The organism is Sphaerisporangium corydalis (assembly GCF_025506355.1).
In the GTDB taxonomy this organism is placed as follows: Bacteria; Actinomycetota; Actinomycetes; order Streptosporangiales; family Streptosporangiaceae; genus Sphaerisporangium; species Sphaerisporangium corydalis.
On record NZ_JANZYP010000019.1, the window covers coordinates 47,394 to 69,421 of the forward strand.

Genomic DNA, 22,028 nt, shown 5'->3' on the forward strand with positions numbered 1-22,028 from the left:
GAGAGCTCTTCCGGGGGCATGTTCATGGGGAGAGTTTCGGGTCACCCGGAATCGCTTGTCATGCGGCAGATGACCTAATGAATGGAACACGGCCGCGCTGACGCGGGCGCGGTGATGACCGGGCCGATCCCGGCGGGTTCGATCTTGGCGGGGGCCGACTCGGCGGCTCGATCGTGAAGGGTCGAATCGGCGACTCGGTCATGACAGGGCCGATCCCGGCGGCTCGATCGAAATGACCGGGTCGATCCCCCGGTCCCCCGGTGCCGGACAGGCAGGGTCAGGACACGACGCCGGACTCGATCGCGCTCACCGCGAGCGCCGTGCGCGAGGTGACGCCGAGCTTGCGCATCGCCGAGTTCACCTGCGCGGCGACGGTCTTCGGCGAGCGCGACAGGATGGTGGCGACCTCCCGGTTCGTCGCGCCGGTCGCGACCAGCCTGACGACCTCCAGCTCCCGGGGCGAGAGCTGGTCGCCGTAGCCGCGCCGCCCGCGCCCGCGCGGCTCGACGCCCTGGTCACGCAGCATGCGCGCCACCCGGTCGGCCGCCGCACGCGCGCCCAGGGCGGTCAGCGCCTCGAGCACCGCCCGCGCCAGGGACGTGGCCGCCTCGGTCTCCCCCGCGCGCAGCAGGCAGCCGGCCTGCCGCTCCCGCGCGAGCAGCATGTCGTACGGGCGCGGCAGCCACCGCCAGACCTCCGCCGCCTCCGCGTACGCATCGGCCGCGCGGGCGTACGCGCCCGCCGCCCCGCGCACGCCCGTACGATCCGGCGCCGTCCCCGCGACCGGCGCCGTCCCCGCGACCGGCTGCTCCGGAGTCGTGGCCGCGCCCGCCGCTTCCGGAGTCGTGGCCGCCGCGGCGGCGCGGCCCTCGGCCAGGACGGCGCGGCTCAGGGCCACCGCGGCCTCGGGTGCCGGCGCCTCCCGGCCGTGCGTCCACGCGGCGAACGCGTCGATCATCCCGGCGGCCTCGTCCGCGCGCCCGGCCATGACGAGCGCGTGGACGTGGACGGGCGCGAGCTCGGCGGCCCAGAGCCAGACCCCCTTGCGCGCGATCAGCCGCATCGGCTCCCCGGTGACGCGCAGGGCCCCCTCGGCGTCGCCCCGCGCGAGGAGCGACCGGGCCAGCGCGGCGGCCGGTTCGGCGACCACCTCCGAGCCGAGGTGCCGGCGCGCGTCGGTGAACACGAGCGTGAACTGCTCGCCCGCGCCGGGCGCGCCGGTCGCCTCCCCCAGCAGGGCGCGGACCAGCACCGCCTCCAGCCGCGTCACCGGCTGGATCTCCGGGTCGCCCGCCAGGGCATCGGCGCGCTCCGCCAGCCCCTGCCAGTCGCCGGTGAACCAGTCCAGGTGGAGCCGGGTCACGGCGATCGTCTGCGCGTAGCGCGGGAACTGGTACTGCTCGGCCATCGCCGCGCCCGTCGCGAGATGCCGGGCGGCGTCGGCGTACCGGCCCCAGCGGACCCCGGCGTCGCCGAGGTTCAGGTGCCCCTTGCCGTGCCGCCTGGCCTCGCCGGCGGTGGCCGCGACGCTGGGGATCCTCGCGCCCTCCGACCATCCTGACTCCTCACCGAGGAGCACCAGGGCGCCGACGCGTTCCACCAGGAGGTCCTGGCGCTCGGCCTCCGGCAGCGACTCGGCCGCCGGGACCGCGCGGCGCAGCCAGCGCAGGTGCCGGGACACCGGCGCAGTGCTCTCCCTCGGCCAGCCGAGGATGGTCATGGCCTTGGCGGCCCGGTAGGAGCCGTCCGGCAGGTGGCGCACGGCCGTGGCGAGCTCGCTCCACCCGGACTCGAAGTCCTCCATGAGGGTGAGGACGCGGCCGAGCTCGTAGCGGATCTCGGCCGCCTCGACGGGCGACGGCCCCAGGGACTCCAGCGCGGTCCTGAGCGAGGCGGCCAGCACGCGGAAGCGTTCGTCGCCCATGAACGTGGTGAAGGGCATCTTGGCCGCCAGCCGGGCGACGCCGGTGGCGGGCACGTCTGGGTGGGTGATGAGCTCGTACAGCAGGGTCTCGCCACCGGCGGCGTCCGCGGTGGCCAGGGCCAGGTCGGCCGCCCGCTCGGCGTACCTCATCCAGGCGGCCACCTCCCCCGCCTCGCGGAAGTGGCGGGCGAGCCGGAACACCGGCGCCGTCGCGCGGGCCGCCAGGGCGTGACCGGCCCGCAGGTGCATCACGCGGCGGTCCGGGCCCGGGGTCGCCTCGTACACCGCCCTCGCGGCGAGCGCGTGCCGGAACTCCAGCAGGCCGCCGTCCTCGCGCAGCAGCCCGCAGGCCGCGGCCTCCGCGACACCGGCCTCCGCCTCCGGCGCGGGCGCGGCGATCACGGCGCCCAGCGTGGCGGCGTCCTCCGGGGCGGCCAGCACGGCCGCGGCCCGCAGCACGGCCCTGGCGGGGGCGCTCAGCCGGCCGACCCGTTCGAGCACCGCGTCGCGCACCGTCGGGGGGACGTCGATGTCGCTGAGCCTGCGGCGCACCCATTCGCCGTCGCGGCGGGCCAGGTCGGCGCGGTCGTGCAGCAGGCGCACCGACTCCTCGACGGCCAGCGGGATGCCGTCGGTGTGCTGGTGCAGCAGCGCGGCGAACTCCGGCGATACCGGCTCGTCGTCCAGCATCGAGGACACCAGCCGGCCGGTGTCGGCCACGTCGAGCGGCCCGACGGCCAGGCGCAGCCGCGCGGTGCCCGCCGGCGGCCGGGACGACAGCCGCAGCAGCAGCGAGCCCGGGGGCACGTCCTCGGGGCGGTAGGTCACCACGAGGCTGATGGGCTGCGGGTGCCGGGCGACGAGGAACAGCAGGAACTCCAGCGTCGCGTCGTCGGCCCAGTGGACGTCCTCGACCGCGAGGACCGACACCCGGAGCCGGTCGAGGACCTCGGCGAGCGCGCGGAAGAGCCGGTGCTGGACCGCGCGGGCGTCGTCGAGCTGGTCCGGCGCCGGCGGCAGGTCGCCCGCCCACTCGGGGAACAGCGGCCGCAGCGCCCCGGCGAGCGCGCTCAGCCGCAGCCCGCCGACCCGGTCGGTCCCCTGGCGCAGCGCGTCCACGATCGGCCCGAGCGTGTACGGCTCGCGGAAGGGGGGACACCAGGCGACCAGGCTGCGGTGCCGGCCGGCGACCGGGGAGCCGAGGAACTCGCGCAGGAGGCGGCTCTTGCCGACCCCGGCCTCCCCCTCGACCAGGACGATGGCCGGTCCCCTGGCCAGCGCCTGCCCGAAGGCCGCGAGCTCGGGCTCGCGCCCGATGAGCGCGGGCACCGACATCAGGCGTGAGGCGCCGGACTCGGGCGTGGCCGCAGCGGTCATGGCCGGGCTCCCAACCGTGGGGTCACGGCCCGGGAGACCGCTGCCCGGTGCCGGTGGTCTCCTCGGGAAGCACAGCGCCGGACGTGCCCTCGGGCCACGAACGGGACCGGGCCGGCACTGGAAGACCTGCCGATACCCGAATTCGATCATCCTAATGCCCGGTGCCCGCGCCGCGCCAGGCAGCCCCGAATCAGGCATTTCCCACTATTCATGTAGGATTCCCGCAGTGAGGTGGTAATGGGGGCGGTACGCCGCCACCAGCACCGATCCCTCCCCCACAGAGCAGCAACCACCGGGCCCCGCGCCCGGCGACGCGCGCCGCGACCGCTCGCACCCCCGGCGAGCCCGCGGCCGTCTCGTACCAACGGCCGTACGGCTGTCGACCAGGAGAAACCAGTGAACAGGAAGACGACGTCGCTCTTCGGCGCCGCGGCCGCGCTCGCCCTCGCACTGACCGCCTGCGGCGGTGGCGGGACCGGCGGCACAGGAACGGACGCGGGGCCGAACAGCGGCGCCCCGGCGGCGGCCTCGTCCGACCCGGACGCGACGATCGGGATCGGTTCGCTCTACGAGCCGCAGAACCTCGACAACACCGCCGGCGGCGGGCAGGGCATCACCGAGGCGTTCAACGGCAACGTCTACGAGGGCCTGTTCCGGCTCACCGACGACGGCAAGGTCGAGAACCTGCTGGCCGAGGACTACAAGGTCGCGCCGGACGGCCTGACCTACACCTTCACCCTGCGCGACGGCGTGAAGTTCCACTCGGGCGAGCCGCTCACCTCGGCGGACGTGAAGTACAGCATCGAGAAGGTCACCGCGAAGGACTCCCAGTCCGCCCGCAAGAGCAGCTTCGAGGTGATCAAGAAGATCGCGACCCCCGACGAGCGCACGGTCACCGTGACGCTGTCGAGCAAGTCGATCTCCTTCGTGTACAACCTCAGCTACATCTGGATCATCGACCACAAGGCGACGGGGCTCACGACCACGGAGGCCGGCACCGGGCCGTACAAGCTCGGGACCTGGAAGCGCGGCGCCTCGCTGACCCTGGACCGCTTCCCGGGCTACTGGGGCACACCCGCCACCAACAAGCAGGTGGTGTTCCACTACTACACCGACGCCAGCGCGCTCAACAACGCGCTGCTGACCAACGCGGTCGACGTCGTGACCAGCGAGCAGAGCCCTGACGCCCTGGAGCAGTTCAAGAACAACGGCGACTACAAGGTCAACGACGGGCACTCGACGACCAAGCTGCTCCTGGCCTTCAACGACCGCGAGGCGCCCTTCGACAAGCCGCTGGTCCGCAAGGCCGTCACCTCCGCGATCGACAACAAGAAGCTGCTCAACTCCATCTGGGGCGAGTACGGCACGCTGATCGGCTCGATGGTGCCGCCCACCGACCCCTGGTACGAGGACCTCACCAAGGTCAACCCGTACGACCTGAACCTGGCCAAGAAGGAACTCGCCGACGCCGGGTACCCGAACGGATTCGCCTTCACGCTGGACACCCCGAACTACGACCCCCACCCCACAGCGGCCACGTTCGTGAAGTCGGAGCTCGCCAAGGTCGGCATCACCGTGAAGATCAACGTCATCACGGCCGACGAGTGGTACACCAAGGTCTACAAGAACCGTGACTTCGCCGCCACGCTCCAGGAGCACGTCAACGACCGCGACGTCGTCTGGTACGGCGACCCGGACTTCTACTGGGGGTACGACGAGCCGCAGGTCACCGCCTGGGTGAAGCAGGCCGAGCGGTCCGACACGGCCGAGGGGCAGACCGCCCTGCTGAAGAAGGTCAACGAGAAGATCGCCGCCGACGCCGCCAGCGACTGGCTCTACCTCTACCCGCAGATCGTCGTCGCCTCGTCCAAACTGTCCGGCTACCCGCTGAACGGCCTCAACTCCCAGTTCTACGCCTACACCATCAAGAAGAACTGACCGGCGCCTCCCCTCCCCCCGTGCCAGGGCCTCGCCTTGGCACGAGGGTCGTTCCACCCCGATGATCGGTTTGCGATGACCACCTACCTGCTGCGACGCCTGGCCTTCCTGGTCGTCTCGCTCCTGCTGGCCGCAGCGGTGCTGTTCCTGCTGCTGCGCCTGCTGCCGGGCGACCCGGCCAACTCGCTCCTGACGATCGGCGCCGACCCCGGCCAGATCGCCGCGGCGCGCCACCAGATCGGGTCGGACCGCCCGTTGCCTCAGCAGTTCGTCACCTGGCTCGGGCAGATGGCGACGTTCGACCTCGGCGAATCGTTCATCAGCACCCTTCCCGTCGGCCCGGAGATCGCCGCACGGCTCGTGGTGACCGTCCCGCTCACGCTGCTGGCCTTCCTGCTGGCCGTCGTCGTCGCCGTGCCGGTCGGGTTCCTCGCGGCCCACCGCGCGAACCGCTGGTACGGGCCGCTGCTCAACGGGGTGTCGCAGTTCGGCATCGCGGTCCCGGTGTTCTGGCTGGGCATGCTGCTGATCACGTCGTTCGCCCTGTACTTCCACCTGCTGCCCGCCGGAGGCTTCCCGCAGGACGACTGGGCCGACCCGGCCGACGCGCTCACCTCGCTCCTCCTGCCCGTCGTCACCATCGCCCTGGTGATGTCCGCCTCGCTCATCCGGTACGTCCGCTCCGCCACCCTGGACGTGCTCGACAGTGACTACCTGCGGACGTTCCGCGCGCTGGGCTCGTCGTTCACCGGGGCGATGTGGCGCCACGGCCTGCGCAACGCGGCCGTCCCCGTGATCTCCATCCTGGGCATCGAGCTGGCCACCACGTTCCTCGGCGCGGTCGTGGTGGAAAGCGTGTTCGCCCTGCCGGGGCTAGGCAGCATGCTCGCCAAGGGGATCGCGCAGCACGACTACCCGATCGTCCAAGGGGTGCTGTTCGTCAGCACCTTCGGCGTGCTGGTGATCGGTTTCCTCGCCGACCTCGCCCAACGCCTCATCGACCCCCGCCTACGCGGCACCACCACGCGGAGCGCCCGATGAACATCCCCCTGCCTCTCGCCGTGCCCACACACCGCCCGAACCTCACGCGGAGCGCACGATGAACGCTCCCGAACCTCCCGTGCAGCCCCTGACGAGCACGCCCCCGCCCGAACCTCTCGCGGAACCCCTGACGAGCACGCCCCCGCCCGAACCTCTTGCGGAGCGCCTGACGAGCACGCTCCTGCCCGAGCCCTTCGGCGGCCGGCGCAGGACGGGCGGGCGCCGGTCGCCGACCCTGGTGATCGGATGCCTGCTCGCCGGGGCGATCGTCGCCGTCGCCGTCGTCTCACTGTTCTGGCTGCCGTTCCCCCCCGACGACACCTCCGGCGGACGGCTCGCGCCCCCCGGCCCGCCCCACCTGCTCGGCACCGACAAACTCGGCCGCGACCTGCTCACCCAACTGATGATCGGCGCCAGGATCGCGCTGACGGCCGGGATCGGATCGGTCGCCCTGGGCGGGGTGCTGGGTGTCGCCGCCGGGCTGCCGGCGGGGTTCGCCACCCGGTGGCTGGACGACACCATCGCCGCCCTGCTCGACATCCTCATCGCCTTTCCCACGCTGCTGCTCGCCATGCTGCTGGTCGCGGCGCGGGAGGCGTCCCTCGGCTCGGCCGTCCTGGCGATCGGGCTGGCGATGTCGGCGATCGTGGCACGGCTGACACGGGTGCTCGTCAAAAGGGTGCTGGCCCAGGACTTCATCACCGCGTCCCGCACCTCAGGGACCTCGTGGCCGCGCGTGGTCGCCGAGCACGTCCTCCCCAACATCTGGCCCACGTTGCTGGTCAACCTCGCCCTCCAGCTCGGCCTCGCCGTACTGGCCGAGGCGAGCCTGTCGTACCTCGGGCTCGGCGCACCGCCGCCGAACGCCTCCTGGGGACGGATGCTGCAGGAGGCGCAGTCCACCGTGCTGACCGCACCACTCGGCGCCGTCGCCCCCGGCCTGCTCCTCATCATGCTGGTCGTCGGCGTCAACCTCGTCGCCGACGGCCTCAGAGACGTCGCCGACCCCACCCGCAGGAGAAGCCGATGAACCCGCCCGGCGCGTCCGGTGGCGGGAAGAAGGGCGGGGCCGGTGTGCTGGAGGTCATCGGGCTCACGGTGAGGTCGGGGGAGGGCCGTGCGCTCGTCTCTGATCTGTCCTTCGCGATCGAGCCCGGTGCCCGCCTCGGGCTGATCGGCGAATCCGGTTCGGGCAAGTCGCTGACCGCACTGGCGATCATGGGCCTGTTGCCGGCCGGGATGACCGTCTCGGGGAGCATCGTGCTGGACGCGCCCGGGCTCGCACGGACCGACGTCATCGGCGCGGCGGAACGTCACCTGAAGGGCCTGCGCGGCCGGGGCGCGACCGTCGTCTTCCAGGAACCGCTGACGGCGCTGGACCCGCTCATGAAGATCGGCCGCCAGCTCGCCGAACCGCTGCGGCGCGTACGCGGGCTGCGGGGCGCCGCCCTCCGCCGGGCCGTCGTCACCGCGCTCGAAGAGGTCAGGCTGCCCACCCCGGGCCGCGTCGCGAAGGCGTATCCGCACGAGATCTCCGGTGGCCAGCGTCAGCGGGTGGCCATCGCCATGGCCCTCGCCTGCGAGCCGGCCCTGCTGATCGCCGACGAGCCCACCACCGCGCTCGACGTGACCGTCCAGGCCGAGGTGCTGGCGCTCCTGGACGGCCTGGTGACCGCGCGCGGGATGGCGCTGCTGTTCATCAGCCACGATCTCGCGGTCGTGTCGAGCGTCACCGACCACGTGATCGTCCTCAAGGACGGCGTCGCCGTGGAGACCGGCGACGTCCTCGACATCGTCACCAGCCCGCGGCACCCCTACACCCGCGACCTGGTCACCAGCGCCCGCCGCCTCGACAGCGCCCTCGACTGGACCCACCCGTGACCCCGCCACGCCCCCGATCGGAATCGGCCTTGACCACCCGCCAGCCCGACCTTGACCGGACCCACCCGTGACCGCCGCCGTCCTCGCGGCCCAGGGCGTCGGGTTCGCGTACCGCGGCTCGGGTCCCGTGCTCGCCGACGTCTCCGTCGAGGTCACCCCGGGGCGCGGCGTGGCGCTGGTCGGCGAGTCGGGCGCCGGCAAGACCACCCTCCTGCGCCTGCTGCTCGGCCTGGCACGGCCCACCAGCGGCCGGATCGTCTTCGACGGCGCGGAACTCTCCCCACGGGACCGCGCCCAGATGCGGGCCTTCCGGCGCGGCGTGCAGACCGTCTTCCAGGACCCGTACTCCTCACTCGACCCGAGGCAACGCGTGGGCAGGATCGTCGCCGAACCCCTGCGCTCCCTCGGCCTCCCCACCACCCGCCCGGCGAGCATGGACGAGCACGTCGCCGCGGCGCTGGAGGCCGTCGGGCTGGCGCCGGAGACCGCTCGCCGTTACCCGCACGAGTTCTCCGGCGGGCAGCGTCAGCGCATCGCCATCGCGCGGGCGATCGTGTGCGAGCCCCGCGTCCTGCTCGCGGACGAGCCCGTCAGCGCCCTGGACGTCTCGACCCGGGTGCGCATCGTCGACCTGCTGGCGGAGCTGCGCGAAACACGCGGTCTCACCGTCGTCATGGTCTCGCACGACCTGGCCGTGGTCGCCACCCTGTGCCAGCACACGGCCGTACTCGAACAGGGCCGCATCGTCGAGCAGGGCGACACCGCCGCCGTCCTCGGCTCCCCCCGCCACCCCTACACCCGCCGCCTCATCGGCAGCGTCCCCCGCCTCCCCCACCGCCCACCGGCCAACCCCTAGCCGAACCCGGGAATCCGCCGCCTCACGTTCCCGCGCCGTGCCGCCGGAATGGCCGTCAGCCGAGTTCGGCGATCAGGCGGCGCAGGGTGTGGAAGGCGGGTTTGGGGGAGTAGTCATCGCGGAGAACGCCGAACCGGTGGAAGAGGTCGTCCTTGGAGCTGTCGGCGTCGCGGAGGGTGAACAGTTCCCAGTGGGTGACGTTCAGGTCCGCGCGCAGCGCGTGCACGGTGCGGACGATGCTCTCCAGGACGGCCGCCTGCCGTTCCTCGGAACGGTCGGGGCCGGTCGGCCAGCCGTTCTCGCAGATCCGGATCGGCACCGAGGCGGGGATGCCCGCCGTCGCCAGGTCACGCTCCCGGAAGTCGCGCAGCAGCCCTTCCACAACGACCGGAAGCTCGTCCAGGCTCAGCCGAGGGCCGAACACGTCCGGGTAGATGTCGATCCCCGCGTAGTCGAGCGACGCCGCGAACTCCGCCCCGCCCGAGTCGCGGATCTCGGCCCAGAAACCGCTCGCCGCCGGATCGATGTCCGGGACCACCGCGAACCCGATCTCCGCCGTCGCCCCCGCCTCCCGCTTCGCCGCCGCGCCCGCCAGCACCCCGCGCACCAGAGCGTCCCGCGCGCCGGGGAACGCCCCGTCCCCGGCGGCTCCGGCCCAGGTCAGGTTGGGCTCGCCGGTGACCTGGAGCGCGGCGAACCGCCGCCCGTGCCGGGCCACCACCTGCGACACGAACGAGGCCCAGGCCGCCACGTCACCACCGGGATCCCGGTAGCACAGCACCAGGTCCAACGGCACGCCGATCGCGGCGAACTGCGCCACCTGCGCGTTCACCTCATCGGTCGAGCCGGGTCCGGACCAGACCACGTACATCCGGGGTAGCAGGGCCTTGCCGTCCCCCTGGAGTTCGCCGAGCGCGCGCCCGATCGCCTCGAAGTCGTCCGGCGGACCCACGGCGAGCCCGTCAGGTCCCCCGGCCATCCCCAGCGGAAAGACCCCGAATGTCAAGGGAGTGGTGGTCATGTCCCGATCCTAGATCATTCCCCCGGGGTGCCGGCCGACAATAGTCTCCGTGCCAGGACGTGGCAGCGTTCGCGCAGTTCCGGGGGGTCGAGTATCTCGAAGTCGTGGCCCAGCAGGAGCATGTGCATGAGCACGAAGTCGAGGCCGGCGGCGCCGCTGAGCACTTCACAGCGCTCGGTCCCTCGCGGGTGGACGACGGCCGCCGACGCCGGGATCTGCGCGCGAACCGTGCCGGCCGGCGCGTGCACGAGGAAGCGCGCCTGGTGCCGGTAGACGCGGCTCGCCACGCCCTCCTGCACGTACGCCGCCGCGTCGGGCGCCGGGCGCGGGCGGAAGCGCCAGGTCCGTGCGGTCACGCCGGTCATGCGGTCGAGGCGGAAGCTGCGCCAGCCGTCGCGGTCGAGGTCGTAGGCGAGGAGGTACCAGCGCCGGTCGGAGACGACCAGGCGGTAGGGCTCGGCCCGCCGCCGGCCCACCTCGCCGCCGGACGGGTAGCCGAAGCCGGTCTCGACCTCGTCGCGGCAGGCTCTGGCCAGCGTCATGAGCACCTCGGGGTCGACCGGCGCGCGGCCCCCGCCGAAGGACTCCACCGAGCCGGACAGCGTGCGCACCTCGTGCCGCAACCGCGTGGGCAGCATCCGGTCGAGCTTGGTCAGCGCACGGAGCGCGGCGTCGCCGGCGACCGCGCCGCTCGCGCCGGCGAGGAGCGAGACGACGGTGGCGATCGCCTCCTCGTCGTCCAGGAGCAGCGGCGGCAGGTCCTGCCCCGCCCCGAGCCGGTAGCCGCCGCCGACGCCCTGGCCGGCGTGAACCGGGTAGCCGAGCGCGCGCAGCCGCCCGACGTCGCGCCGGACCGTGCGCGGTGTGACCCCGAGCCGGTCGGCGAGTTCGGGGCCGGTCCAGACCTGGCGCTGCTGCAGCAGCCCGAGCAAGGTGAGGACCCGCTCGGTCGTACCCCGTTCGTCGCCACTCGCCCCGTTCATACCGCCACCTTGCCAGAGATAGCGGACCGATCCTGTCCGCCTGGGGTGCCAGAGTGGCCCCATGGACGCAGACCAACTCGACTGGAACCGCGCACTGCGTGAGCAGTGGGAGTTCCATTGGAACCATCAGCTCCGGGACCGGCTCGGCGGCCTCACCGACGAGGAGTACTTCTGGTCGCCGGTGCCGGACGCCTGGAGCGTGCGGCCGCGCGGCACCTCGACGGCTCCCCTGCGGCTCGGTGCCGGGGACTTCACGATCGACTACGCCTTCCCCCCGCCGGTCCCCGCGGTGTTCACCACGATCGCCTGGCGGCTCGGCCACGTCATCGCCGGGGTGCTCGCCGCGCGCAACGCGGCGCACTTCGGCGCGCCGGCGGCGTCGCACGACACCTGGGAGTACGCCGGCGACGCGGCCACCGCGCTCGGCCAGCTCGACACCCAGCTCGACGTCTGGCTGGCCGGGGTGCGCGGCATCGGCGAAGCCGGGCTGCGGGTCCCGGTCGGCGCCAAGGAGCCCTACCCCGAGGCGCCGATGGCCGACCTGGTGCTGCACATCCACCGCGAGCTGATCCACCACCTGTCCGAGGTCTGCCTGCTGCGCGACCTCTACCTGCACACGACGACCACCACCACTGCCACGAAAGAGGCGATCCGATGAGCCGCGAGATCCAGGTCACCTTCGACGCCCACGACCCGCGTGCGCTGTCCTCCTTCTGGCGGGACGTGCTGGGCTACGTCATCCCCGGCCCGCCCGGGGCCGACCTGCCCGAGGGCGCCGACGCGCTGGCCGCGTGGGACGAGTTCCTCGCGCGGATCGGCGTACCGGAGGACCAGCGCGACAGCAGGTCGGCCATCGAGGACCCCGCCGGGCACGGCCCCCGGGTGTTCTTCCAGCGGGTGCCGGAGGACAAGGTCGTGAAGAACCGCGTCCACCTCGACGTCCGTGCGGCTCCCGGGCTGCAGGGGGAGGAGCGGATGGCGGCGCTGGAGGCCGAGTGCGCCCGGCTCGTCGCCCTGGGCGCGACGCGGGAGCGCCGCCACGAGCCCGCTCCCCCCTTGGAGGCCGGGCACATCATGATGGCCGACCCCGAGGGCAACGAGTTCTGCCTGGACTGACGCGGCGGCTCGTACACGTCATGCCGGGACGTGCGCCGTCATGCCGGGACGTGCGCCCGGGTGCGGCGGGAGGCCAGGACCCGGCTGAGCTGGAGGACGCTCATGCCGAACATCAGCACGCCCAGGGGGACGTGCAGGGTCCGCGCGTGCGCGATGCCCAGCGCGATCTGCGCCAGCGTGATCCCGAAGAACCCGGCCGCGTACAGGATGGGCCCGGGCGGGCCGCCGCCCGGCCGCCACGCCAGGAGCGCGACGGCCAGGTGCGCCATCGTGACGAAGAACACCGTGTACGCGCCGGCACTGTGGAAGGTGTGCCCGCCGGGCAGCGACAGCAGCAGCCCGGCGGTGATCGCCTGGACGAAGAGGGCCAGGGTCTGCAGGGTGATCGCGACACGCAGGAACATGAGTGCCTCCTGGACGGCGGACGGCGGCGATCCGCGTGCTGGATGGTGGGTCGGTAGTCCGACGACACGGCCACCGGGAATGTGAGGCGGCGCGCCCGCCTCACATCTCGATCACGCCGAGCTGCCGCATCTGTGACAGCAGGTCGACGACCCCCCAGGTCTCGGCGATCCGGCCGTCCGCGAAGCGGAAGATGAAGATCTCCTGGTAGGTGATCGATCTGCCGGTCGGTGGCACGCCCATGTACTCGCCCTGGTGGGTCCCGGTGACCGTGTTCCGGTAGACCACCTTGTCCCCCTGGACGATCATGTCCTCGACCGCGATGTGCAGGTCGGGGAAGGCCCGCAGGAGCCTGGTGAACACCTCCTTCAGTGCCGCCGCCCCCGTCGCCCCGATCGGCACCGGCGTGCGGACCAGCACGTCCGGCTCGGCGAGCTCGTCGATCGTCTTGGAGATGAGTTCCATATCGCCGGTGTTGACGGCCTCGTGGAGGCGGCTGAACGACGCGGTGCCGCCGGCCGGCTGTGCTGCTGACATGTGCTTTCTCCTGGTTCGATGGGAACGTTCGGTGGACCGGCCGCCGAGGTGCGGCGGCCCGTCCTGGGTCACTTCTGGAGGACGGCCTCGATCTCGAGGCTGATCGACACCTGGTCGCCGACCACGACCTCACCGCCGCCCATCGGGACGGCGGTCCCGATGCCGAAGTCGCGCCGGTTGATCAGCGCGGTCACCGAGAAGCCGGCCCGCTGCCCGCCGAACGGATCGGGCCCGAACCCGTTCACCTCGGCGGCCAGCGGCACCCGCCGGGTGACGCCGTGCAACGTCAGCTCACCGTCGACGACCCAGCCGTCGCCGGCGCGCCCGACGCCGGTGGAGCGGTAGGTCATCGCCGGGTACGTCTCGACCTCCAGGAAGTCGGCGGAGCGGAGGTGGCGGTCACGGGGTCCGTAGCCGGTGTCGACGGACGCCAGGTCGATCGTCGCGGTGACCGACGAGGACAGCGGGTCCGCGCCGGTGACGATCGTGACGTCGTAACCGGTGAACCGGCCGCGCGCCTTGCCGACCATGAGGTGCCGGACGGAGAAGGCGATCTCGGAGTGCACCGGGTCGGCCTTCCAGGTGCCGGCCGTGTAGCCGGGGACCGCGATGGTCGCGGGAAGGTGTTCGCTCATGTCCAGGCGACGAACGGGCACCCGCCCAGGGGACACCCCGGGTCGCACGTCTTCGAGGCTCTGGGTCGCGAGGCCCTGGGTCGCGAGACGCTGGGACGCGAGGCGCTGGGACGCGAGGCGCTGGGACGCGAGGCGCTGGGTCAGAACCCTTCGAGGCGCCGGGTCAGGAACCGCCGCTCGGGAGTGGAGGTGGCCAGGTCGAGCGCGCGCCGGTAGGCCGCGCGGGCCTCGTCGTCGCGGCCGAGCCGCCGCAGCAACTCCCCCCGGGTCGAGTGGAAATAGAGGTATCCGCCCAGGTCGAGCACCTCGACGGCGTCCAGCGCCGCGGCGGGGTCGCCGGCCTGGGCGAGCGCCACGGCGCGGTTGAGCTCGACCACCGGCGAGCCGGTGAGGGCGGCCAGCCGCCGGTACAACCCGGCGACCTGCCCCCAGTCGATCCGCTCCCGCGCCTGCAGTGAGGCGATCGCGGCCTGGACGACGTAGGCGCCGCGACCGCCCAGCGCGATCGCCCGGTCGAGCATCGCCCGTCCTTCGGCGATCTGGCCGGTGTCCCACAGCGACCGGTCCTGGTCGTCGAGCAGGACGAGGTCCTCGCCGGCGAACCGGGCGCGCCGCCGGGCGTGGTGGATCATCATCAGCGCGAGCAGCCCGTGCGCCTCCGGCTCGTCCGGCATGAGCCCGGCGAGCACCCGGCCGAGGCGGATGGCCTCGGCGCCGAGGTCGACCCGGCCGCTGTAGCCCTCGTTGTAGATCAGGTAGACGACGGCGAGCACCGCGTCGAGGCGGTCGGCGAGCAGGGGCGCACCGGGGACCGAGAACGGGATCCCGGTCGCCTTGATCTTGGCCTTGGCGCGGGACAGGCGGCGTTTCATGGTCTCCTCCGGGACCAGGAACGCCCGGGCGATGTCGGCGGTCGCGAGGCCGCCGAGGGCCCGCAGCGTGAGCGCCACCTGCCCCTCCAGCGGCAGCGCCGGGTGGCAGCACGTGAAGATCAGTTCGAGCCGTTCGTCCTTGATCACGGTGTCGTCCGATTCGTCCATGACCGCCTCCGGCACCGGCAGCAGGTGGATCTTCTCGGCCAGGGTGCGTTCCCGGCGGATCCGGTCGATCGCCCGGTTACGGGCCGTCGTCACCAGCCACGCGCCCGGGTTGGCGGGCGGGCCCGAGGCGGGCCAGCGTTCCGCCGCGATGGCGAACGCCTCCTGCGCCGCCTCCTCGGCCCTGTCGAAGTCGCCGAAGCACCCGACCAGGGAGGCCAGCACCCGGCCCCACTGGTCACGGAAGACCTCCTCCAGCGCGGTCAGCGTGGCACCACCGGCCTGACCTCGACCGCGCCGCCGAGCCGGGCGGCCGGGATGCGGGCCGCCAGCTCGATGGCCTCGTCCAGGTCGGCCGCCTCGACCAGGTAGATGCCGCCGAGCACCTCCTTGGTGTCGGCGAACGGTCCGTCGGTCATCAGCGTCCGGCCACCGGCCACCCGCACGCTGGTCGCCGTCTCGGCGGACCGCAGCTGCGCGGCCACGAGGCACCGGGGGTCATCGGCCAGCGCCGCGTAATCGGCGTAGGCCGCTTCCTGGTCCTCGCCGGGCAGCGCCTCGCCGTAGCCGGGCTCGATATAGATCATCAGGGCGTACTGCATCGCGGCCTCCCGGGACGTTGGGCTCTCACCTCTACGACGAACGAGCGGCGGCGCGGGGGACACCACCGAGGTGCGCAATCCATGACAGTCCACGACGCTACTCGAAGGGCCCCCGAACACGAGATGACCTTGAGGCAGGGTCAGGGGGTCGATGACCTTGAGGTCGGGTCGAGGAGGACGGCCTCCAGGTCGTCGAGGCCGGCCAGGGTCTCGCCGAGTTTCTCGCGCTCGGCTTCGGAGAGGGTGAGCGCGCGTGCCCGGGCGAGGGCGTCGCGGGCGGCGGTGGTGTCTTCGGCACGGAGTGCGAGCTCGGTGCGATAGGCCAGGGCTTCCACCAGGTCGGTGACCGGCGCCGACCCGCGGTGCCTGGTCAGCGCGCTGTCCAGGATCCGGGCGGCCTGCCGGGTGTCGCCCTTGGAGTCGCCCAGCACGACCGCGTTCCGCATGGCCTTCGCGAGTTGGCTGGCCGGTTCGTCGGTGTCGTCGTCCGCCGCGGCGGTGTTGTGGAAGATCCGGATCCAGTTGCCGCCGGGGTCGACGACCGAGAAGCCGGCGACGCCACCGACGTTCTTCCGCTTGCGTGGCCTGGTCATCCGCGGGATGCCGGAGACCAGGAGCTTGCCGTGGACCTTGCGCATGCCGGCCGCGAACGCCTCGAACAGCGCCCCGGTGTCGGACACGAGGACCACGCAACTGCCGTAGGAGTCCTCGGGTCTGAAGTCCGGAATGCCGAAGAACTGCAGCTGGAGGTCTTCTCGCTTCAGGCCCACGCACGGATACGGGCGGAGCTGGTAGTAGGTCCGGTCGAAGCCCAGCATGGTGTAGAACTCGACGATCTCGTCGATCGACCGGCAAGGGAGCAGCGGCACAGTGATCTCGTTGGCCATCATTCTCCGTTTCGACAGGGCGGGTTGAGTCGTGCGGCGGGTCCCTATTCGATCGGTGCGGGGACCTCGCCGGCCATGGTGAACGCGCCTTCTTCGAGGCGGCGGATCAGCCGATGGGTCCAAGTGGCGCCGTAGTCGGCGGTGGTCAACCACAGCGTCAGTACCTCACCGACCGGACCCCAGGTGTCCAGGTCGGTGCCCGCGGGCAAGTGCGCGGTGACGCTCTCGCGCCACGCGTCCATCGCTCGCGCACGCTCGCGCAACATCTGCAGAGCCTGATCGCGGGGCAGATCCTCGATCAGGCCGACGGCGCCAGCCAGCACGTCCAGGCTCGGCTGGCGGTCGGACAGCGCCTGGCGCAGCAGGGCGAAGTACTCCTCGTCGCCCTTCCCGGTCAGCTCGTATTCGGTTCGCGGCGGGCCTCCGGCCTCCGAAGGACCCGTCTCGTGCGCCACCAGCAATCCCTGGCCGGCCATGCTCTTGAGTGCGTGGTAGACCGAGCCCGAGGTGGCGGTGGACCACTCGTGCGCACCCCACGCCTCCAGGTCCGCGCGAACCTGGTAGCCGTGTGCGCGTCCTCGGCGGCGCAATGCGCCGAGCACGAGCAGCCGTACAGGCTTCAACGAATTCCCTTCGATGTCGCCGGCCGCGGTCAGCCGGCTTTCTCGGAACGTACTGCGGATCTCCGCACTAGTCAAATTTGGCTAGTGCTCCGGGCGGACGTCGTGATCTTGCGGCGTGAACGCAGCGTCGGAGTGCGGCGCCAGTACACCGGCACCGCAGGCCGGATCGAGAACGTGTGTCCTTCGGCCATCTGCCCGAGCACCTCCCGTTCCCGTGTGGTCAACCGGTCGAGTGGGTTGGTCGTGCGTGGGCGGTTCAGCAACTGCCGTACCACGTCAGGGTCGATGACGGTCTCGCCGGCCGCGACCCGCGACACCGCGTCGGAGAAGTCGGCGACCTCGCCGATGCGGTCCTTGAGCAGGTAGCCGACTCCGGCCCGTCCGGACGCGGCACGGTCCTGGACCCGTGGGTCGGGAGGGCGGCTAGCCGGTCAGCTCGTCGAGGTGGGTCTGGAGGACCTCGACGCAGCCCTGCGGGCTGAGCAGGTCCGGGTACAACACCGTGTTGAGGCCGAGCCCGTCCACCAGGGAGTTCAGGCGCTCGGTCTCGACGTCGACGTCCAGGCCGGGCCGTAGCGTTCCCATCTCCCTCATGCGGGTGAGGATCCGCCTGATCAGGGACCTGGTTCCCGCGGCGGACCTGCGCGCGAGCTCGTCGTCGATCGCGGGATGGGTCCTGGCCGCCGTGACGAAGTCGATGAAGACCGCGGCCTCGGCGCGGCGGGTCTCGTCGAGCGGGAGCAGCTCGGAGAGCAGGTCCATCGGCAGGCGCAGCCGCTGCTCCTCGGTGAGGGCGCTCAGGTCCCCCAGTTCGTCGATGCGGTGGAGCAGCCGATCGCCGACCCGGTCCAGCATGGCCCGCATCGCGAACCGCATGAGTTCCTGCTGGTCGGCGAAGTAGTGCCGCAGCGAGCCGATGTTGAGGCCGGCCTCGTCGGCGACGGCGCGCAGCGACGCCCGCTGCAGGCCGTCCCGGAAGACGACCCTGAACAGCGCGTCGACCACCTCGCCGCGACGGGCCACGGGATCCACCTGCTTGGGCACGGGTCCCTTTTTCCGACTTCCTGGTCAAGGGGGCCATCGTGGTCGTCGCCCTGCTCGTCCTCGCGCTGGGCATGGCGGTCATCTGGCGGACTATCGGAAAGGACACCCGCCGCGGCGACCGGCAGTTTTAGATCTTCGGGGGCTCCGGCTGGTCAGGGCATGTACGGGGTGTGCTGGACTGGTGACCGGGGGCCATGGTGAGGGTCTGGCGGCGCTCGATCCGGACGCGTTGCGCCTTGTGGTCGGGGTTGGCGGCGGCGGTGGCCGGCGTCCTGCTCAGCGTGCTGCTGCTGGTGCTGTTGCACAGCCTGGCCACCGCCCGCCTGGTCGACCTGCTGGACGGGGCGGCGGGGCGCATCGCCCTGGACCTGGAACGAGGGAACATCCGAGGCCCGCTGCTGTCGAGCGGGTACGTCAAGGTGCTGCAGGTGGTGGACGCGCAGGGCCGCGTCATGGCCGCCAGCGCCGCCCTGCAGGGGAAGGCGGCGCTGCCCCAGCTGATCCACTCCCCCACCGTCCCCGGCGCCGTGATCACCGACTGCGGCAACGCCATCCCCGGCGGCAGCCCGTGCGACCTCATCGTGGAACGGCAGGTGTACCTCGACGGGGCGACCTGGAGCGTCTACAGCTCGGCCCCGCCCATCCCGGCCCTGGTCGACCCGAGCGTGGCGGTGCTGCTGGTCGCGGGGGTGGCGGGCATCATCGCGGCGGTCACCTTCAGCTGCTTCCGGGTGGTCGGCGCCTGCCTGCACCCGGTCGGGCTGATCCATTCCCAGCTTGACGAGATCAACGCCACCAGCCTCACCGCCAGGGTGCCGGTCCCCCGCTACGACGACGAGCTCCGCGCGCTGGCCGACAGCCTCAACCTCACGCTGGGCCGGCTGCAGCAGGCGGTCGAGAAGCAGCGCCGGTTCGCCTCCGACGTCTGCCACGACCTGCGCAACCCGGTCACCGCCATGCGTGTCGAGGTGGAGGACGCCATGGCGGCGCCCGATGTGGCGCTGGCCCCGCACGTGTGCGCGTGCCTGCTGGGGAACCTGGACCGGCTGCAGGCGATCATCGCCGACCTGCTGGCCCTGGCCCGCCTCGACGCGGAGCCGCCCCCCGCCCGCGAGCCGGTGGACCTCGCCGAACTGGTCACCGCCGAGGTGGCCGGCCGCCGTACCGCCCTGCGGATCGAGCGGCGGCTCCAGCAGGGGGTGGTGGTGCTGGGCGACCGGCTGCGCCTGTGCCGGTTGCTCGGCAACCTGCTGGCCAACGCCGAACGGCACGCCCGCGGCGTCGTCGTCGTCACGGTGTACCGCGACGGCCCCGCCCCGGAGGCCCGCGCCGTCCTCGAGGTACTGGACGACGGCGCGGGCATCGCGCCCGGCGAACGCGACATCGTCTTCCAGCGATTCGTCCGCCTCAGCGAGAGCCGCCAGAGGGACCCCGGCGGCACCGGCCTCGGGCTGCCGATCGCCCGCCAGATCGCCGAGATGAGCGGCGGCACGCTCACCATCGAGGACACCCCGACCGGCGCCCGCTTCGTCCTGAAACTCCCCCCGGCCCCCACCCCCTGACCGTCCACCTCATTTGATGAGCGTGCATTAAATCAGTCGCTTGACTTAAACTCTGCGACCAGGTTGACTGCCTGGGTAAAGCCGAAGGCCGGCGCGCGGAGGAGGTCGGGATGAGGACCGGCGGGACCGTCCGGGCCGGGCGGGTCAGCGCGACACGGGAGCAGATCCTGACGGCGGCGGAGCGGCTGTTCGCCGAGCACGGGGTGTTCGCCGTGTCCAACCGCCAGGTCAGCGAGGCCGCGGGGCAGGGGAACAACGCCGCGGTCGGGTACCACTTCGGCACGAAAACGGACCTGGTCCGGGCCATCGCGCGCAGGCACGCCGAGCAGATCGAGCGGGGCCGCCTGCGGATGGCCGCCGAGATCGCCGACCCCACCGACGTACGGGACTGGGTGGCCTGCCTGGTACGCCCGGTCACCGACCACCTGGACGCCCTGGGCACACCCACGTGGTTCGCCCGGTTCGGCGCCCAGGTGATGACCGACCCCGTGCTCCGCGAGATCATGGTGGAGGAGTCGCTCTGCTCGCCCTCGCTGCGGCAGACCCTCGACGGGCTGAATCGGTGCCTTCCCGAACTTCCGGTCGAGGTGCGCGCCGAACGCAATGACATGGCCGGGCAGTTGATGGCCCACATGTGCGCCGAGCGCGAGCGCGCGCTCGCCGAAGGCATCCCCACCCCCCGTAGGAGCTGGCACGGCGCCGCGACCGGGCTGATCGACGCCCTCGTCGGGCTGTGGCTGGCACCCGTCACGAAAGGGAGACGATGACGGTCACCTCGAAACCGGCCGGCGAGAACCCGGCAGGAATGGCACGGTTCCCGATGGCCAGGGCGGACGGCTGCCCGTTCGACCCGCCGCCCGCCCTGCGCGCCCGGCAGGAGGAGGCCCCGCTCGCGAAGGTCGGCCTGGCGGACGGCAGCACGCCGTGGCTGGTCACCCGGTACGCCGAGCAGCGGGCCCTGCTGTCCGACCCGAGGGTCAGCTCCGACATCACCCGCCCCGGGTACCCGAGCCCGGTGCCGCTCCCGGCCGACGGCTCGCCCGTCAGCTTCATCCTGATGGACGACCCCGAGCACCACCGGCTGCGGCGGATGGTCACGGCGCCGTTCACCATCAGGCGGGTGGAGGCGATGCGCCCGGCGGTGCAGAAGATCGTGGACGGTCTGATCGACGACATGCTGGCCGGCCCCAGGCCGGTGGACCTGGTCGAGGTGTTCGCCCTGCCGGTGCCCTCCCTGGTCATCTGCGAGCTGCTCGGGGTGCCGTACGACGACCACGACATGTTCCAGGACAACAGCAAGACCATCATCAAACGGGACGCGGCGCCCGAGCAGCGGCAGGCCGCCTTCGGCCGGCTGGCCGCCTACCTGGACGAACTGATGGGCGCCAAGCTCGCCGACCCGGGGACCGACCTGCTGTCCGGGCTGGCGGTGCGGGTCAACGCCGGGGAGCTGTCGCGGCAGGAAGCCGCGCGGATGGGCGTGCTGCTGCTGATCGCCGGGCACGAGACCACCGCGAACATGATCGCGCTCGGCACGCTCGCCCTGCTGGAACACCCCGGCCAGCTCGCGCTGCTCAGGGGGACCGACGACCCGAAGGTGGTCGCCGGGGCGGTGGAGGAGCTGCTGCGCTACCTGAACATCACCCACAACGGCCGCCGCCGGGTCGCGCTGGAGGACATCGAGATCGCGGGCGAGGTCATCCGCGCCGGCGACGGGCTGATCATGGCCAACGACATCGGCAACCGGGACCCCTCGGTCTTCCCCGACCCCGACCGGCTGGACCTCCACCGCGACGCCCGCCGCCACGTGGCCTTCGGGTTCGGGGTGCACCAGTGCCTGGGCCAGCCGCTGGCCCGGATGGAGCTCCAGGTCGTGTACAGCACGCTGTACCGGCGCGTCCCGACGCTGCGGCTGGCGGTCGGCCTGGACCGGATCCCGTTCAAGCACGACGGCGCGGTGTACGGGGCCTACGAACTGCCCGTGACGTGGTGACCCTCCCCCGCGTCGAGGAGTGAGGACCGGGCCGGGGCCGGACTCCGCGTCCGGCCCCGGCGCCCTGGCCGTCCCGGTTTCTCAGGAACCGGGGCGGTCGTTCAGGACTCGACGTGGGGGCTGCTGGTCGTCACCTGCGTGTGCAGCGCCGGCGTCGGGCTCGCCTACGGGGCGATGCCCGCCCTGATCATGGGCGCGGTGCCCCGGTCGGAGACCGCCGCCGCCAACGGCTTCAACACCCTGATGCGTTCCATCGGCACGACGGTGTCGGCCGCGGTGGTCGGGGTCGTCCTGTCCCAGATGACCATCCGGGTGGGCGGCTTCACGCTGCCGTCAGAGAACGGCTTCCGCACCGGCATGCTGGTCGGCTGCGGGGCGGCGCTGGTGGCCGCGGCCATCACCCTGGCCCTGCCGGGACGCTCACCCGGCCGCCCGGCCGCGCCCGAGCCCTCCGCCGAACCCCTCGTCGCGGCGCGTCCGTGACGAGTCGGAACGCCGGCGCCGGGCGCGGCGGGCCGGAGTCTGCGGGTTGGCCCGAAGAGGGCAGAGCCCCTCGTCGCGAGATTCCA

The 22,028-nt window shown here is 72.4% G+C and carries 22 protein-coding genes and 1 pseudogene; 11 read left to right on the forward strand and 12 right to left on the reverse strand.

The genetic code is table 11. The features are described 5' to 3' along the window. Positions 1-277: 277 nt before the first annotated feature. A complete protein-coding gene (locus NYZ98_RS15860) occupies positions 278-3,301 on the reverse strand; it encodes a helix-turn-helix transcriptional regulator (protein WP_262843545.1) in 3,024 nt (1,007 codons plus the stop codon). 396 nt (positions 3,302-3,697) lie between these two features. Between NYZ98_RS15860 and NYZ98_RS15865 the strand changes: the two genes are divergently transcribed. The 5 genes from NYZ98_RS15865 to NYZ98_RS15885 all read left to right on the forward strand — a co-directional run bounded on the left by NYZ98_RS15865 (position 3,698) and on the right by NYZ98_RS15885 (position 9,017). Beyond that, positions 3,698-5,239: an ABC transporter substrate-binding protein gene (locus NYZ98_RS15865; protein ID WP_262843546.1), complete on the forward strand. Its 1,542-nt coding sequence runs from the start codon at positions 3,698-3,700 to the stop codon at positions 5,237-5,239. Positions 5,240-5,314: 75 nt separating this feature from the next. Then, positions 5,315-6,280, forward strand: coding sequence for an ABC transporter permease (locus tag NYZ98_RS15870; RefSeq protein WP_262843547.1), 966 nt, complete (start codon positions 5,315-5,317; stop codon positions 6,278-6,280). 58 nt (positions 6,281-6,338) lie between these two features. Next, complete coding sequence (locus tag NYZ98_RS15875) at positions 6,339-7,310, forward strand: ABC transporter permease (protein ID WP_262843548.1); 972 nt, start codon at positions 6,339-6,341, stop codon at positions 7,308-7,310. Beyond that, positions 7,307-8,161, forward strand: coding sequence for an ATP-binding cassette domain-containing protein (locus tag NYZ98_RS15880; RefSeq protein WP_262843549.1), 855 nt, complete (start codon positions 7,307-7,309; stop codon positions 8,159-8,161). The genes NYZ98_RS15875 and NYZ98_RS15880 overlap by 4 nt, the downstream gene beginning before the upstream one ends. A 67-nt stretch (positions 8,162-8,228) precedes the next feature. Continuing rightward, positions 8,229-9,017, forward strand: a complete 789-nt coding sequence (locus tag NYZ98_RS15885; protein WP_262843550.1) for an ABC transporter ATP-binding protein — start codon at positions 8,229-8,231, stop codon at positions 9,015-9,017. Between the two features lie 55 nt (positions 9,018-9,072). Here NYZ98_RS15885 and NYZ98_RS15890 read toward each other — a convergent pair whose 3' ends face one another. Beyond that, a complete protein-coding gene (locus tag NYZ98_RS15890) occupies positions 9,073-10,038 on the reverse strand; it encodes a hypothetical protein (protein ID WP_262843551.1) in 966 nt (321 codons plus the stop codon). Between the two features lie 14 nt (positions 10,039-10,052). Continuing rightward, on the reverse strand, positions 10,053-11,021 hold the full coding sequence (locus NYZ98_RS15895; RefSeq protein WP_262843552.1) for a helix-turn-helix transcriptional regulator: 969 nt from the start codon (positions 11,019-11,021) through the stop codon (positions 10,053-10,055). A 61-nt stretch (positions 11,022-11,082) separates the two neighbouring features. Here NYZ98_RS15895 and NYZ98_RS15900 point away from each other — a divergent pair, with 61 nt between their 5' ends. After that, the gene (locus NYZ98_RS15900; RefSeq protein ID WP_262843553.1) at positions 11,083-11,679 is read left to right on the forward strand and encodes a DinB family protein; all 597 of its coding nucleotides are present in this window, start codon (positions 11,083-11,085) and stop codon (positions 11,677-11,679) included. Continuing rightward, the gene (locus tag NYZ98_RS15905; protein ID WP_262843554.1) at positions 11,676-12,137 is read left to right on the forward strand and encodes a VOC family protein; all 462 of its coding nucleotides are present in this window, start codon (positions 11,676-11,678) and stop codon (positions 12,135-12,137) included. The genes NYZ98_RS15900 and NYZ98_RS15905 overlap by 4 nt, the downstream gene beginning before the upstream one ends. Positions 12,138-12,175: 38 nt before the next feature. Here the strand turns inward: NYZ98_RS15905 and NYZ98_RS15910 are convergent, their stop codons facing one another. From NYZ98_RS15910 to NYZ98_RS15950, 9 genes and pseudogenes are all read right to left on the reverse strand, one after another. Then, positions 12,176-12,541 (reverse strand): hypothetical protein, encoded by a 366-nt coding sequence (locus NYZ98_RS15910; RefSeq protein ID WP_262843555.1) that lies wholly within the window; start codon positions 12,539-12,541, stop codon positions 12,176-12,178. Positions 12,542-12,641: 100 nt separating this feature from the next. Beyond that, on the reverse strand, positions 12,642-13,076 hold the full coding sequence (locus tag NYZ98_RS15915; protein ID WP_262843556.1) for an ester cyclase: 435 nt from the start codon (positions 13,074-13,076) through the stop codon (positions 12,642-12,644). A 68-nt stretch (positions 13,077-13,144) separates the two neighbouring features. Beyond that, positions 13,145-13,732 carry a YceI family protein gene (locus NYZ98_RS15920; protein ID WP_262843557.1) on the reverse strand — a complete coding sequence of 196 codons (588 nt, stop codon included), beginning with the start codon at positions 13,730-13,732 and terminating at the stop codon, positions 13,145-13,147. A gap of 119 nt (positions 13,733-13,851) precedes the next feature. Further along, positions 13,852-14,973 (reverse strand): RNA polymerase sigma factor, encoded by a 1,122-nt coding sequence (locus NYZ98_RS15925; RefSeq protein ID WP_262843558.1) that lies wholly within the window; start codon positions 14,971-14,973, stop codon positions 13,852-13,854. Positions 14,974-15,011: 38 nt separating this feature from the next. Further along, entirely contained in the window at positions 15,012-15,350 is a 339-nt protein-coding gene (locus tag NYZ98_RS15930; RefSeq protein ID WP_262843559.1) for a YciI family protein, read from the reverse strand. Positions 15,351-15,490: 140 nt separating this feature from the next. After that, positions 15,491-16,237 (reverse strand): VOC family protein, encoded by a 747-nt coding sequence (locus NYZ98_RS15935; protein ID WP_262843560.1) that lies wholly within the window; start codon positions 16,235-16,237, stop codon positions 15,491-15,493. 44 nt (positions 16,238-16,281) lie between these two features. Then, positions 16,282-16,935 (reverse strand): PadR family transcriptional regulator, encoded by a 654-nt coding sequence (locus NYZ98_RS15940; RefSeq protein WP_262843561.1) that lies wholly within the window; start codon positions 16,933-16,935, stop codon positions 16,282-16,284. 104 nt (positions 16,936-17,039) lie between these two features. Further along, positions 17,040-17,249, reverse strand: a pseudogene (locus tag NYZ98_RS15945) (DNA-binding response regulator); the annotation flags it as partial. A gap of 34 nt (positions 17,250-17,283) precedes the next feature. Then, positions 17,284-17,904, reverse strand: a complete 621-nt coding sequence (locus tag NYZ98_RS15950) for a TetR/AcrR family transcriptional regulator (protein WP_262843562.1) — start codon at positions 17,902-17,904, stop codon at positions 17,284-17,286. Between the two features lie 236 nt (positions 17,905-18,140). Here NYZ98_RS15950 and NYZ98_RS15955 point away from each other — a divergent pair, with 236 nt between their 5' ends. From NYZ98_RS15955 to NYZ98_RS15970, 4 genes are all read left to right on the forward strand, one after another. After that, a complete protein-coding gene (locus NYZ98_RS15955) occupies positions 18,141-19,466 on the forward strand; it encodes a sensor histidine kinase (protein WP_262843563.1) in 1,326 nt (441 codons plus the stop codon). Between the two features lie 110 nt (positions 19,467-19,576). Beyond that, entirely contained in the window at positions 19,577-20,233 is a 657-nt protein-coding gene (locus NYZ98_RS15960; protein WP_262843564.1) for a TetR/AcrR family transcriptional regulator, read from the forward strand. Then, positions 20,230-21,459 (forward strand): cytochrome P450, encoded by a 1,230-nt coding sequence (locus NYZ98_RS15965; RefSeq protein WP_262843565.1) that lies wholly within the window; start codon positions 20,230-20,232, stop codon positions 21,457-21,459. The genes NYZ98_RS15960 and NYZ98_RS15965 overlap by 4 nt, the downstream gene beginning before the upstream one ends. A 138-nt stretch (positions 21,460-21,597) precedes the next feature. Then, positions 21,598-21,942, forward strand: coding sequence for an MFS transporter (locus tag NYZ98_RS15970; RefSeq protein WP_262843566.1), 345 nt, complete (start codon positions 21,598-21,600; stop codon positions 21,940-21,942). The last annotated feature ends 86 nt before the right edge of the window (positions 21,943-22,028 follow it).

What these genes read in the sequence shown, in the direction of transcription:
- NYZ98_RS15860 (WP_262843545.1), bottom strand. Translation starts at nt 3,301, where the DNA reads ATGACCGCTGCGGCCACGCCCGAGTCCGGCGCCTCACGCCTGATGTCG.
- NYZ98_RS15870 (WP_262843547.1), top strand. Translation starts at nt 5,315, where the DNA reads ATGACCACCTACCTGCTGCGACGCCTGGCCTTCCTGGTCGTCTCGCTC.
- NYZ98_RS15935 (WP_262843560.1), bottom strand. Translation starts at nt 16,237, where the DNA reads ATGGCCAACGAGATCACTGTGCCGCTGCTCCCTTGCCGGTCGATCGAC.
- NYZ98_RS15875 (WP_262843548.1), top strand. Translation starts at nt 6,339, where the DNA reads ATGAACGCTCCCGAACCTCCCGTGCAGCCCCTGACGAGCACGCCCCCG.
- NYZ98_RS15960 (WP_262843564.1), top strand. Translation starts at nt 19,577, where the DNA reads ATGAGGACCGGCGGGACCGTCCGGGCCGGGCGGGTCAGCGCGACACGG.
- NYZ98_RS15895 (WP_262843552.1), bottom strand. Translation starts at nt 11,021, where the DNA reads ATGAACGGGGCGAGTGGCGACGAACGGGGTACGACCGAGCGGGTCCTC.
- NYZ98_RS15915 (WP_262843556.1), bottom strand. Translation starts at nt 13,076, where the DNA reads ATGTCAGCAGCACAGCCGGCCGGCGGCACCGCGTCGTTCAGCCGCCTC.
- NYZ98_RS15910 (WP_262843555.1), bottom strand. Translation starts at nt 12,541, where the DNA reads ATGTTCCTGCGTGTCGCGATCACCCTGCAGACCCTGGCCCTCTTCGTC.
- NYZ98_RS15890 (WP_262843551.1), bottom strand. Translation starts at nt 10,038, where the DNA reads ATGACCACCACTCCCTTGACATTCGGGGTCTTTCCGCTGGGGATGGCC.
- NYZ98_RS15905 (WP_262843554.1), top strand. Translation starts at nt 11,676, where the DNA reads ATGAGCCGCGAGATCCAGGTCACCTTCGACGCCCACGACCCGCGTGCG.
- NYZ98_RS15900 (WP_262843553.1), top strand. Translation starts at nt 11,083, where the DNA reads ATGGACGCAGACCAACTCGACTGGAACCGCGCACTGCGTGAGCAGTGG.
- NYZ98_RS15965 (WP_262843565.1), top strand. Translation starts at nt 20,230, where the DNA reads ATGACGGTCACCTCGAAACCGGCCGGCGAGAACCCGGCAGGAATGGCA.
- NYZ98_RS15930 (WP_262843559.1), bottom strand. Translation starts at nt 15,350, where the DNA reads ATGCAGTACGCCCTGATGATCTATATCGAGCCCGGCTACGGCGAGGCG.
- NYZ98_RS15880 (WP_262843549.1), top strand. Translation starts at nt 7,307, where the DNA reads ATGAACCCGCCCGGCGCGTCCGGTGGCGGGAAGAAGGGCGGGGCCGGT.